A 12614-nucleotide genomic window follows, 5' to 3' on the forward strand; every position below is an offset into this window, starting at 1 on the left:
GGTACGACGGCCGTCCGCGCTCAGTCTAGTGAGTCGGGATGGACGGCTGCAGAGCGCCCGATCCGCTCAGCGGTCGAGGCGGAAGCTCGACACGATGCCGTGGTGGTCGCTGCCCTCGTCGCCGAGGACCGCGTTGTGCGTCGCGACCATGCCGCGCACGAAGACGTGGTCGAGGCGCATGAGCGGAGCGCCGGCCGGCCAGGTGAGCCCGAGCCCGCCCTCGCTCTGGTTCGGTTCGGTCAGCTCGGCCTGGAGTGCGGTGAGCGCACGGTCGGAACCCGAGGCGTTGAAGTCGCCCATGACCACCACGCGGTCGCGGGAGTTCGACGCCACCGTCTCCGCGAGCTCGCGCAGCATGACGTCGCGCTCGGCATGGGCGGCCGGTCGAGCGGAATCCGCGTGGATCACGTAGACGCTCACCGCACCGGACGGCGTGTCGACGACGGCGTTGATCGCGCGATACCAGTCGAGCCCCAGCTTCAAGCCGATGGAGTCGTCGATGGGATAGCGGCTCCACAGGCCGACGGTGCCCGTGAGGACCGAATAGGGGTAGTCGGCGTCGAGGACCGCGGCGAGGGGCTCACGGTCGTGGCCTTCGATCTCCTGGAGCGCGATGAGGTCGGCGCCGCTCGCGGCAAGGGAGCCGGCGATGACCGTCGGATCGCCGGCAGGGCCGAGGTTCTGGCTGGCCACGGTGAGCGAGGCGTCGGACGGGACCTGGGCCCGGGAGTCTCCGAGCGGCACGATACCCGGCCCGAAGATGAAGGCCCACACCAGACTCGGCGCGAGGAGCCCGATGAACGCGCCGGGCGTGCGCGCGACCAGCACGACGACGATGAGCACTGGGAGGAGGACCCACGTCCAGGGCAACGCGTTGTCCCACACCAGTCCGAGGCCGAGGATGTCGGGCACGAGGGAGTGCGCCGCGGTGAGGACGGCGAGCGGGATGCCGACGAGGAGCGCCAGCGACGTCGCCTTCCGACGCACGCGGCTGACACGGCGCCGACGGGCGCCCGAAGGTTCCGATGCGCGAGGAGCGCGCGCGGCAGGAGCCGTGAGGGTCATCGAGGGTACCGGTTTCGATCGGGGGTGGACCCGGGCGGGCCGTTCGTGGGGTGGTCCGTCCGAATGCCCCATCCTCCCCCGACGAGCTGGGCAGGTGCTCGGAAGCGCGCCGCGGGTCGCGAACCGAAGACCGCGGGTCGTCAGTCGAGCGGCTTGAACTCGAGGCCGTCCGGCGTCGAGTCCGCGGTGACGAATGCGAACGAGCCGAAGCCCGCCGCAGTGACCCGCTCGAGCAACACCTTGAGGTTCTTGACGCGGGCCTCGAGCCGCACACGACGGCCCTCCGCGACGAGGCGGGCCTTGATCGCGACGAGCGTGGCCGGCGAGACGTCCCGGTCGTGCACGAGGACGACCGAGTCCGCAGCCGCACCGGCTGGTAGCTCGACGAGATCGACGATGCGCTCGAAGCCGATGGAGAATCCCGCTGCCGGCACGTCCTGGCCGAGGAAGCGACCGATCATGCCGTCGTAGCGGCCTCCACCACCGAGCGAGTAGCCGAGATCGGGATGCGCGATCTCGAAGATCGTGCCGGTGTAGTAGCCCATGCCGCGCACGAGGAAGGGGTCGAACACGAGCGGGTTCGCGAACGGGTCAGCGGGCTGTCCCTGCAGTGCGCTCGCCGCGGCGACCGCCTTGCCGAGGGCGTCGAGCTCTGCGACGACCGCGTCGTCGGCACCGATCGGGAGCGCCTTGCGGATCGCGCGCTCGCCGAAGGTGTTGAACTCCATCGTCTGCGGACGACGGAAGAAGGCCTCGAGCGCATCGACGGCCGTCGCGTCGACCCCGCGATCGCGCAGCTCGGCGACGACGCCCTGCTGACCGATCTTGTCGAGCTTGTCGATCGTGATGAGCACCTGTGCGTGGGCGTCCGCCGGGAAGCCGAGCGTGTCGAGCATGCCGATGAGCAGACGGCGGTCGTTGATGCGGACAGTGCAGCCCGTGATGCCGAGCTCGGCGAGCGTCGCGAGCGTCGCCGTGATGAGCTCGGTCTCGGCCAGGTTCGAGGCCTCGCCGATGATGTCGATGTCGCACTGCACGAACTGCCGGTACCGCCCCTTCTGCGGTCGTTCGGCTCGCCAGACCGGCGCGATCTGGATGGAGCGGAACACCGGAGGCAGTTCCGCTCGGTGCGAGGCGTAGAAGCGCGCCAACGGCACCGTGAGATCGAAGCGCAGGCCGAGGTCGGTCAGCTCGGCCTGGTCCTCCGCCGCCGCGACGACCGCGTCGGCACTGAGTCCCCGCTTCAGGATGTTGAAGGCGAGCTTCTCGTTGTCGCCGCCGAGACCCGAGTGCAGTCGGTCGAAGTCCTCGACGACCGGCGTCTCGATCTCGTCGAAGCCGTGCGAGGTGAACACACGACGGATGGTGCCCAGGGCGTGCTCCCGACGGGCTTTGTCTGCTGGGAGGAAATCACGCATGCCGCGCGGCGGGGTCACTGGAGCTGCCATGCGTCAATTCTGGCATGGCGCAGAGGCCGGTTGGCGAGCGCTCAGGCGGCTCCAGCGCGCTCGGCGTCCTGGATGCGCGTGCTCAGTCGCCGCACGGCACCGCGGAGGGCGCGCTCGGCGTCGAGGCCTGTCGCTCGTGCCGCGGCGACGATCGCGAGCAGCTGCTCCCCCAACTCCTCCTCGTCAGCAGCACCGTCGGCGCGCGTGAGCGGCTGGACGTCGACCGACCCGGCACGCCCGAGCACCTTGTCAGCCAGGGCGAGCGACGGCATCGCCTGCGGGATCCCGTCGAGCGCGCTCCTGCGTCTCGCCTTCTCCTCCGCTTTGGCGGCGTTCCAGACCCGGACGACGTCCTCGGGAGTCGGTGCCGCGTCATCCCCGAACACGTGCGGGTGCCGGTGCACCATCTTGCGCGTGACCGCGTCCGCGACGTCGTCGAAGCCGAAGGGTGCCTCAGGGTCCCGGGAGGCGATCTCCGCGTGGAAGACGACCTGCCACAGGACGTCGCCGAGTTCTTCGACGAGTTCCTCCCGGGTGCCATCCTCGACCGCCTCGACGAGTTCGTAGCTCTCCTCGATGAGGTACGGGACGAGTCTCGCGTGATCGATGCCCTGCGTCCACACGCACCGGTCCCGGATCTGACGCATCGCGTCGACGAGACGCGCGCTCGCGGTGTCTCCGACAGGCTCCGCGCTCACGCTCGGCCCCCTCGAGCAGGCCGGCCATCCGCGCGCCGAGTCCGCGCGATGACACGTGCGATGCGGTCGCGCACCTCGGTGAACGGGGGGTAGATCAGCGAGAGCGTGTCCGGGGACAGCGGCTTCGCGAGCACGGCCTTCGCATGGCTGAACGTGTCGAAGGAGTACCGCCCGTGGTACGCACCCATCCCGCTCCCGCCGACGCCGCCGAACGGCAACCCCGGCACGAGGAGGTGGGCGGCCGGGACGCCGAAGGCGAGCGCACCGGAGGACGTGTCGCGGGTGAACCGCTTCCGCGTCGCGCGGTCGTCGCTGAAGACGTACAGGGCGAGCGGCTTCTCCCCGGCACGGATGTGCGCGATGGCCTGCTCAAGGCCACTGACGTGCAGGATGGGCAGGATCGGCCCGAAGATCTCCTCGTGCATGATGGGCGCCTCGGGGTCCACCCCGTTCACGACCGTTGGCGCGATGTACCGGTCTGCAGCATCGTGCTCGCCCCCGATCGCCGGGTCGAGGTCCTCGAGGAGGCCGCTGACCCGCGTGAAATGCTTGTCCGTGACGATCCGCCCGTAGTCAGGGCTGCCGGCCGGATCCGGTCCGTAGAGAGCGGTGATCGCGTCCTGCAGGTACGGCACGAGCCGGTCCGCCACAGTGCGCGTCGCGAGCACGTAGTCGGGGGCGACGCAGGTCTGTCCGGCATTCATGAGCTTGCCCCACACGATCCGCTTGGCCGCGTCAGCGAGATCGACGGTGTCGTCGACGTAGACCGGGGACTTCCCTCCGAGTTCGAGGGTGATGGGTGTCAGATGCTCTGCCGCGGCGCGGGCGACGACTCGTCCGACGGCCGCTCCGCCGGTGTAGAAGATGTGGTCGAAGCGCTCGGCGAGCAACGCTGTCGCGAGGGCGACATCGCCTTCGAGGACCGCGACTGCCCGGTCGTCGAGGTACTCGGGCAGCAGTCGGGCGAGCGCTGCACTCGTCGCGGGCGCGAGTTCGCTGGGTTTGAGGAGCACAGCATCCCCCGCTGCGAGCGCACCGATGACGGGTCCGAGGCAGAGCTGCACGGGATAGTTCCAGGGTCCGATGACCAGCACGACCCCCACGGGTTCGGCCACGACGGACGCCGAGGCCGGCGCGAGGGCGAGCGGCACCGCTACCCGTCGGGGCCGCGTCCAGGAGCGCAGGTGCTTCAGCGCGTGGTCGATCTCGCCGACGAGGAGACCGATCTCGGTGATCTGCGCCTCGGTGCCGCTCTTCCCGAGGTCTGTCGACAGCGCCTGCTCGAGCTCGCCACCGCGTTCGACGAGCAAGCGCTTCAGAGCGCGCAGCTGACGGAGACGCCACGCGAGCGGCTTCGTCGTCCCACGGTCGAAGGTCTGTCGGAGCGCGGCGACCGTCGTCGACGCGAGTGCGGAGACGGCACTCCGCTCCGCTGCATCCTCCGCAGCCGTGCGCTTGGTCCGGGTGCTGGTCGCCATGGGTTCCTCCAACTCGACGTCGCTGTGCGCACCAGCATACGACCGCCCTCGTGTGCCGCCGCCGGCCCCCGTCCAGCTGCTTCCGTTCAGGACGCGGCCGCTACGATGGTCGGAGGTGAGCCGGGAAGTCTGGTCGGCACAGAACTCGACGACCCCGCGCACCGCTCCACCGTTGTGCGCAGACCAGGAGCACCAATGAGCATCGTCCGATCCGAACGGGTGGCAGCGGTCCTGCTGCTCATCGCCGCCGTCATCGGCCTCATCATCGCGAACAGCCCACTCGCGGAAGCCGCCTTCGCCGTGCAGAGCACGCACCTCGCCATCCCCGGGACGGCGATCGACCTCTCCATCGGGCACTGGGTCAGCGACGGCCTGTTGGCGATCTTCTTCTTCGTCGCGGCGATCGAACTCAAGCACGAACTCGTCGCCGGCGACCTCGACACCGTGTCCAAGGCGATCCGGCCGGCCATCGCGGCAGTCGGCGGGGTACTCGTCCCGTCGCTGGTCTTCCTCCTGGTCACGAACGGTTCGGGTTTCGAGCGCGGTTGGCCGATCCCCACCGCGACCGACATCGCCTTCGCGCTCGGCGTGCTCGCCATCTTCGGTAAGGGGCTTCCCGCACGTCTGCGGACGTTCCTCCTGGCGCTCGCGATCCTCGACGACATCATCGCGATCATCATCATCGCGATCTTCTTCACCGAGCAGCCGCAGTTGATGCTGCTGCTCGCAGCGGCCGTCGTGATCGCCGGATTCGGCTTGCTGAGCCGGCTGCTCGGCGGACGATGGAGGATTCCGGCAGCGATCCTCATGGTGGTCCTCGCCCTCCTCGCCTGGGGCCTGGTGTCCCAGTCGGGCGTCCACGCGACGATCGCCGGCGTCGGCCTCGGCCTCGTCATGAAGCATCGGCCGGCCATGCACCTGCGCCACACGATCGAGCCCTTCACCAACGGGTTCGTGCTGCCCGTCTTCGCGCTGTCCGCCGCGCTCGTCGCGATCCCGCAATTGCCGATCTCCGAGTTGAGCGCACCGTTCTGGGCGATCCTCATCGCGCTGCCGGTCGGCAAGATCATCGGGATCGGGCTCGGTGGATGGCTGTCGACCTTCGTCGGGCCGAAGGGGTCGAAGCCGAACATCTCCCTGCACAGCCTGCTCGCCGCCGGAGCACTCGGCGGGATCGGCTTCACCGTCTCCCTGCTCATGAACGAACTCGCCTTCGCCGGCACACCGGAGATCCGAAACGAGGGGACCCTCGCGGTGTTGCTCGGCTCCGGCATCTCGATCGTCCTGTCGGGCATGCTCGTGAGCACGCTCGCGGCGAAGCATCGCCGCGAGCGTGCGCTACACGTGGACCCCGCTCCCTGAACTCACCGAAGGACTCCTCGGCGAGCGCGATGAGTCGACGGGCCCGACTATCGCCCGAGGAACCGCTCGACCGCGGCGGCGATCTCCGGCGACTTGGTGTGGTGGAGGTAGTGGTCGGCGTCGAGGGGCACGACCTCGCCGCGATCCACGCTCGCAGCCTGTTCCTCGTGGAGCGGGAGCCAGCCCTCGACGGTGGGGTTGTCCGCCTGGACGAACAGCAGTACCGGCAGGTCGGCGGGGAAGGTCTTCCCTCGTGCGTCCCGGAAGTTCGCGGCGATCCGCGACATCTCGTCCGAGTACGTCGAGCTCGAGGTGTTGCGGAGCGAGATCATCCCGAGCTGCTCCCTGGTCGCCTGGTCGTACGGCAGATCAGCGTACGGATCACCCGCCATCGCGGTCACGACCCTGGTGATCCCGAGTGCTTTGGCGGCGCGCATCGCATCCACCGGAAGGTTCGCGTCCATGCCCGGCTGCCCCGGGACGCTGCTGTCGATCCCGACGAACGCGGTGACCTCGTCGCGGAAACGCTCGACGTATTCCAGCGCGTAGATCCCGGCGATCGAATGCCCCATGAGCACGTACTCGTCGATGCCGAGTCCCTGCACGGCTTCGTGGACCTCGTCGACGATGTGCGAGGTGGTCCGAGGGACGTCCGTCTGGTCGCTCAGGCCATACCCGAAGGGTTCGACCGCGACGACGCGGTACATCGGCGACAACTCCGCGATGAGCGGCGAGAAGTCGAGCGCGGGTGAGCCGGTGCCGAATCCGGGGAGCAGCACGATCGTCTGCTCACCGTCCCCCTCGACCAGGACGTTCATGTGCTTCCCGTCGACCGTGACACGCTGCCCGTAGTCCTCGATGCGTGAGGCCTCCGAGGCGCTGGCGGCCGTGTTGACGATGGTGGTGGTGAGCAATCCGGCGAGCACGAGCGCGACAAGCGCGGCGACACCGGTGAGGACGATACGGAGGAGCTTCTTCATACCTCCAGGCTAGAAAGAACCGACACCTGTCGGATCGACCCTGGGTGCCGAACCGTGTCGTCCCACGGTCCCATCCGCTGCCTCCTGTCTAGGACGTCGGTGCCTCCGGCAACGGGTAGATCGCGGTGAGGAACTGCTGCACCCAGGCGATGAGGTCGGCGTCGGCCAGCGGTTCGTCACCGACGCGCGGCAGTGGAACGATCACGGCATTCGTCTGCGCGAGGTACTTCGCGCCGGGGTACATCCGCCTCAGGCGCGTCTGGATCGAGTCGGGCAGGTCCGCCGGGGTGACTCGCAGGTTCGGGCCGACAGCGATGAGGTCGCTGAGCCCCGATCGCTGCGCACGCTGGCGCAGGCGGGACACCGCGATGAGCGTGCTCACCTGTGCAGGAGGCTCACCGTAGCGATCGGTCAACTCGTCGATCACGAGATCGATCTGACCATCCTTCGCGTTCGCCCCCGAGGCAGCCGACAGCTTCTGGTACGCCTCGAGCCGGAGCCGCTCACTGTCGACGTAGTCCTCGGGGATGTGCGCGTCGACCGGCAGCTCCAGCCGGAGCTCGGTCTGTCCCTCTGCGACGTCGCCCCGGAAGGTCGAGACGGCCTCACCGATCATGCGCAGGTAGAGGTCGAAACCGACCCCCGCGATATGGCCGGCCTGCTCGCCACCGAGCATGTTGCCGGCACCGCGGATCTCGAGGTCCTTCAACGCGACCTGCATGCCGCTTCCGAGTTCGTTGTTGGCGGCGATCGTGGACAGGCGGTCGTGTGCGGTCTCAGAGAGGGGCTTGTGCTCGTCGTACAAGAAGTACGCGTAGGCCCGCTCGCGGCCACGTCCGACCCGGCCACGGAGCTGATGCAGCTGGCTCAGGCCGTACTTGTCGGCGCGATCGATGATGATCGTGTTCGCGTTCGAGATGTCGAGTCCGGTCTCGATGATGGTCGTGCAGACCAGGACGTCGAACCGGCGCTCCCAGAAGTCGACGACGACCTGTTCGAGCGCCGCCTCCCCGAGCTGACCGTGCGCGATCGCGATGCGCGCCTCGGGGACGAGTTCGGCGAGGTCCGCCGCCACCCGGTTGATCGACGAGACTCGGTTGTGCACGAAGAAGATCTGTCCCTCGCGCAGCAGCTCGCGTCGAATGGCAGCCGAGACCTGCTTGTCGTTGTACGGACCGACGAACGAGAGGATCGGGTGGCGGTCCTCCGGTGGCGTCGCCAGCGTCGACATCTCGCGGATGCCGGTCACGGCCATCTCCAGGGTGCGAGGGATGGGCGTCGCGCTCATCGCCAGGATGTCGACGTTGGTCTTGAGCTTCTTCAGGGAGTCCTTGTGCTCGACGCCGAACCGCTGCTCCTCGTCGATGATGACGAGACCGAGGTCTTTGAACTGCACCTTGTCGGTCAGGAGACGGTGCGTCCCGATGATGACGTCGACCGTGCCGTCCGACAGCCCGGCGAGCGTCTCCTTCGCCTCCTTGTCGGATTGGAAGCGGCTGAGCGGGCGCAGGTGGACGGGGAAGCCGGCGAAACGCTCCTGGAAGGTCTCGAAGTGCTGCTTCACGAGCAGGGTCGTCGGGACGAGCATCGCGACCTGCTTGCCGTCCTGGACCGCCTTGAACGCAGCGCGCACCGCGACCTCGGTCTTGCCGAACCCGACGTCGCCGGAGAGCAGACGGTCCATCGGGATCTCGCGCTCCATGTCGGCCTTGACCTCGTCGATCGTCTGCAACTGATCGGGCGTCTCCGCAAACGGGAACGCCTCCTCCAGCTCACGCTGCCAGGGGGTGTCTGGCCCGAACGCGTAGCCCTTCGAGGCCATCCGCGCCGAGTACAGCTTCACGAGCTCGACCGCGATGTCGCGGACGGCCTTCCGTGCCTTGCTCTTCGCCTGCGACCAGTCGCTCCCGCCCATCCTGCTGAGCTGGGGAGCCTCGCCGCCGACGTAGCGGGTGAGGAGGTCGAGCTGGTCTGTCGGGACGAGCAGTTTGTCACCCGGGTAACCGCGCTTGGACGGCGCATACTCGAGCACGAGGTATTCGCGCGTGCTCTTGACGGGGTTGCGACCACCGCTCGAGACCTCGCGCTGGGTCATCTCGATGAACTTGCCGATGCCGTGCGTCTGATGGACGACGAAGTCGCCGGAGCGCAGTTGCATCGGGTCGACGACGTTCTTACGACGGGTCGCCAGCTTCTTGACGAGACGGGAGTCGTAGCCTGCCGTCCGGCCGTAGAACTCCGTCTCGCTGAGGAGCATGAGTCGCGTCTCGGCGAGCTCGAAGCCCGCCTCGACGTCTGCCTGCAACAGGTAGGCGATACCGGCCTCAGGTGCCGCCGGGAGCTCCTCGACGATGCGTGCCGCGATCTCGTGCTCGGCCAGGACGTCGGCAGCCCGTTCGACGAGTCCGACGCCGCGGGCCGCGACCACCACTGCCCAGCCGGCACGGACACGTTCTGCGATGTGCTCGATGGCTCCCTCGACGTTGCCGTGGAAGGTGGGGACCGTCTCACCGCCGACGTTCACCGTGAGCAGTTCGTCGAGTTCGAGGTGCTCCGGCAGTGTTTCGACGTCCGGGCCCGAGCGGAAGCCGCTGAGGGTCCACCACGGGTGATCGGGAGCCGGCGCGCCCGGCGCGCTGAACGTCACCGAGTCCTTGAGGGCGCCGAGCGAGATGAAATCGCCCGACGCGAGATCGATCGGGGCGTTCGCGCCAACCGTGGCCGCGCTCCAGGCGGCGGCGAGGAACTCTCGGTTCGTCTCGGCGAGGCTGATCGATCGGGTGACGACGCGCTCCGGTGACACGACGGCGACGGCCGCACCGTCCGGGAGGTAGTGGGTGATCGGGACGAGGCGATCGACGAGCGCCGGGGTGAGTGACTCCATGCCCTCCACCGCGATGCCCTCGGCGATCTTCTCGAGGATGCCCGAGAGGCTCGGGAACTCGTGCTGCATCTCCGCGGCACGCTGGCGCACGGCCGGGCTGAGCAGGAGTTCGCGGCTCGGTGGCAGTCTGACCGCGTCGACCGGGTCGGGCAGGGAGCGCTGATCTGCGACCGAGAACGCGCGGATGCCGTCGACCTCGTCGCCGAAGAACTCGATGCGGTACGGGTGGTCGGCCACCGGCGGGAAGACGTCGAGAATGCCGCCGCGCAGCGCGAACTCACCGCGACGCGACACCATGTCCACGCGGGTGTAGGCCAGCTCGACGAGACGCAGAGCGATCGCGGCGAGGTCGTGGCCGCGCCCGCCCTGCTCGAGTTCGATCGGGGCGGTGTCCGTCAGGTTGTCGGCGACGGGCTGCAGTGCGGCACGCACCGATGCGACGAGGAGGAATGGCCGTTCACCCGTCCAGGCGCCGAGGCAACGCAGCGCCTCGAGGCGTCGGCCGACGATCTCGGCGCTCGGGCTCAGGCGTTCGTGGGGCAGCGTCTCCCAGGCAGGGAACTCGACGATCTCGGCGTCGGGCATCAGGTCGGTCAGCGCGGCGCGCAGGCGCTCTGAATCGCGACCGGTCGGGGTGACGACGAGTGCGGCCTTCGACGCGCCGTTCCGAGCGCGCTCGTCGATCAGTGCGGCGATGAGCGGTGCACGAAGCCCGTCGATCACCGAGAAGTCGGCGCTCTTCCCCGCATACGCGAGGGCGTCGTCGATCGTTGCGGCGCGCCGAAGCGCGTGAGTCAAACCCTGAAGCGTCACCGGGACAGCCTACGCCGAGCCACCGACACCACGGACCGCAGCGGTCAGCCGTCGATCGCTGTCAATCGACTGCGGACGGCATGCCGATCTCCGAGGAAGCCGCGCGCAGCCGCCATGATGGAGGCATGACGCGCGCCGAACGACTGCCCGCGGAGGCCCCCCAGCCCGTCCGTGGCTTCGCGCTCCCGCCGATCCGGCTCCCCGTCCGTCGTATCGGCGCGAGGACGTTCGACTTCTCCCGACAGGTCGCCGTGATGGCGATCATCAATCGCACCCCGGACTCGTTCTTCGATCAGGGCGCCACATTCTCACTCGACAGGGCCGTCGACGCAGCGGTCCGAGCCGCAGAGCAGGGCGCGGACTGGGTCGACATCGGCGGCGCGAAGTTCGCCCCGGGCCCCGAGATCCCCGTCTCGGAGGAGCTCGATCGCGTCCTGCCGGTCGTCGGGGCGCTGGCCGCTCGCAGCGACGTGGTCATCTCGGTCGACACCTTCCGCCCGGAGGTTGCAGCGGCGTGCATCGCGGCGGGCGCCTCGGTCATCAACGACACCACGGGCATCCACGATCCGGGCCTGGCCGACGTCGTCGCAGCGAGCGACGCCACCCTGGTCATCACGCACAGCCTCGCGCGGCCGCGCCAGCCGCATCCGCGTCCGCGCTACGACGACGTCGCCCGAGAGGTCGCAGCGTTCCTGGCGGGCCGCGTCGAGTTCGCCATCGCTCGCGGCATCCCGGAGGAGCGGCTCGTGGTCGACCCGGGGCACGACCTCAACAAGAACACCGTCCAGACGCTCGAGCTCACGCGCCACTTCGACGAGATCGCGGCGCTCGGCCTGCCGACGCTCGCCGCGGTGTCGAACAAGGACTTCATCGGCGAATCGCTCGATCGCCCGAAGTCCGAACGGCTCGAAGGCTCGCTTGCGGCGGCCACCGCGTGCATCCTGCTCGGTGCCAGGATCGTCCGCATGCACGCTGTTCCGGAGTCGCTCGCCGCTGTCCGGATGACCGAGGCGATCCTCGGCTTCCGCGCACCGGTCTCCCCGACCCACAACCTCTGACCAACCCCGCCGAGGAGTCACGCATGAGCCTGCCCACCATCACGAGCATCGTCCCATCACGGGACGAGCCCCTCTCCCCCGACGAGATCATCGCGGCGTACACGGTCCCCGACCGTTCGGTCACGACCGTGCGCGTCAACTTCGTCACGAGCCTCGACGGCGGCTCCACGGTGGACGGGGTGTCCGGCGGGCTCGGCGGCCCGGCCGACAAGGCCGTCTTCGACGTTCTGCGCCGCCTCGCCGACGTCGTGCTGGTCGGAGCGGGTACCGTCCGCGACGAGGGATACGGCGCCATGCGGCTCGACGTCGACGCCGCAGCGTGGCGCGACGAGCACGAGCTGCCGCTGCATCCGGTGTTCGCGATCGTGTCGGGCTCCCTCGAGTTGGACCCCCGCTCCGACGTCTTCACGGCGGCTCCGGTCCGCCCGGTCGTCCTGACCACGGCCCGGGCCGATCCCGCGAAGCGAGCAGCGCTGGAGTCCGTCGCCGACGTCGTCGAATGCGGGGCGGCGCACGTCGAACCGACACTGGCGATCCGAGCCCTCGCGGACCGCGGGCTCCGCCAGATCCTCTGTGAGGGTGGGCCGAGTCTGTTCGGTTCGTTCATCGCCGAGGACGCGGTCGACGAACTCTGCCTCACCATCAGTCCGAGACTCGTCGGCGGCGGCAGCCATCGGATCGCCGGCGGACCCGCATCGGACCTGCCGCGCGAGATGCGTCTGCAACATCTGCTGCGCTCAGAGGAACTCCTCCTGTCGAGGTACGTCCGCGTCGGATCCTGACCGTCACCGTTCGACAGCGCGGGGCCGCCCGCGGGTCACGCGGTTC

At 69.0% G+C, this 12614-nt stretch carries 9 protein-coding genes; 3 read left to right on the top strand and 6 right to left on the bottom strand.

Annotation, left to right across the window (positions count from 1 at the left end; genetic code table 11):
• Window positions 1-66 precede the first annotated feature (66 nt).
• The 4 genes from ABMA10_RS14710 to ABMA10_RS14725 form a co-directional block, all read right to left on the bottom strand.
• Window positions 67-1065, bottom strand: coding sequence for an endonuclease/exonuclease/phosphatase family protein (locus ABMA10_RS14710; RefSeq protein WP_347869425.1), 999 nt, complete (start codon window positions 1063-1065; stop codon window positions 67-69).
• Window positions 1066-1205: 140 nt separating this feature from the next.
• Complete coding sequence (gene hisS / locus ABMA10_RS14715) at window positions 1206-2513, bottom strand: histidine--tRNA ligase (protein WP_347869426.1); 1308 nt, start codon at window positions 2511-2513, stop codon at window positions 1206-1208.
• A gap of 41 nt (window positions 2514-2554) precedes the next feature.
• The gene (locus ABMA10_RS14720) at window positions 2555-3211 is read right to left on the bottom strand and encodes a MazG family protein (RefSeq protein WP_347869427.1); all 657 of its coding nucleotides are present in this window, start codon (window positions 3209-3211) and stop codon (window positions 2555-2557) included.
• Window positions 3208-4689 (bottom strand): aldehyde dehydrogenase family protein, encoded by a 1482-nt coding sequence (locus tag ABMA10_RS14725; protein WP_347869428.1) that lies wholly within the window; start codon window positions 4687-4689, stop codon window positions 3208-3210. Before ABMA10_RS14725 ends, ABMA10_RS14720 begins: the two co-directional genes overlap by 4 nt.
• Window positions 4690-4884: 195 nt before the next feature.
• Between ABMA10_RS14725 and ABMA10_RS14730 the strand changes: the two genes are divergently transcribed.
• Window positions 4885-6051 carry a Na+/H+ antiporter NhaA gene (locus tag ABMA10_RS14730; RefSeq protein ID WP_347869429.1) on the top strand — a complete coding sequence of 389 codons (1167 nt, stop codon included), beginning with the start codon at window positions 4885-4887 and terminating at the stop codon, window positions 6049-6051.
• A 47-nt stretch (window positions 6052-6098) separates the two neighbouring features.
• Here ABMA10_RS14730 and ABMA10_RS14735 read toward each other — a convergent pair whose 3' ends face one another.
• Together ABMA10_RS14735 and mfd are read right to left on the bottom strand one after the other, a co-directional pair.
• Entirely contained in the window at window positions 6099-7031 is a 933-nt protein-coding gene (locus tag ABMA10_RS14735) for an alpha/beta fold hydrolase (protein WP_431030653.1), read from the bottom strand.
• An 88-nt stretch (window positions 7032-7119) separates the two neighbouring features.
• Entirely contained in the window at window positions 7120-10728 is a 3609-nt protein-coding gene (mfd, locus tag ABMA10_RS14740) for a transcription-repair coupling factor (protein ID WP_347869431.1), read from the bottom strand.
• A 125-nt stretch (window positions 10729-10853) separates the two neighbouring features.
• Here mfd and folP point away from each other — a divergent pair, with 125 nt between their 5' ends.
• Window positions 10854-11786, top strand: coding sequence for a dihydropteroate synthase (folP, locus tag ABMA10_RS14745; RefSeq protein WP_347869432.1), 933 nt, complete (start codon window positions 10854-10856; stop codon window positions 11784-11786).
• A gap of 23 nt (window positions 11787-11809) precedes the next feature.
• Window positions 11810-12568, top strand: a complete 759-nt coding sequence (locus ABMA10_RS14750; protein ID WP_347869433.1) for a pyrimidine reductase family protein — start codon at window positions 11810-11812, stop codon at window positions 12566-12568.
• The last annotated feature ends 46 nt before the right edge of the window (window positions 12569-12614 follow it).

Source organism: Plantibacter sp. RU18 (assembly GCF_050613355.1).
GTDB lineage: Bacteria > Actinomycetota > Actinomycetes > Actinomycetales > Microbacteriaceae > Plantibacter.

Bases quoted from the DNA above. Each gene is read 5' to 3' on its own strand.
- ABMA10_RS14710 (WP_347869425.1), bottom strand. From the start codon at position 1,065: ATGACCCTCACGGCTCCTGCCGCGCGCGCTCCTCGCGCATCGGAACCT.
- hisS (WP_347869426.1), bottom strand. From the start codon at position 2,513: ATGGCAGCTCCAGTGACCCCGCCGCGCGGCATGCGTGATTTCCTCCCA.
- ABMA10_RS14725 (WP_347869428.1), bottom strand. From the start codon at position 4,689: ATGGCGACCAGCACCCGGACCAAGCGCACGGCTGCGGAGGATGCAGCG.
- ABMA10_RS14730 (WP_347869429.1), top strand. From the start codon at position 4,885: ATGAGCATCGTCCGATCCGAACGGGTGGCAGCGGTCCTGCTGCTCATC.
- ABMA10_RS14735 (WP_431030653.1), bottom strand. From the start codon at position 7,031: ATGAAGAAGCTCCTCCGTATCGTCCTCACCGGTGTCGCCGCGCTTGTC.
- folP (WP_347869432.1), top strand. From the start codon at position 10,854: ATGACGCGCGCCGAACGACTGCCCGCGGAGGCCCCCCAGCCCGTCCGT.
- ABMA10_RS14750 (WP_347869433.1), top strand. From the start codon at position 11,810: ATGAGCCTGCCCACCATCACGAGCATCGTCCCATCACGGGACGAGCCC.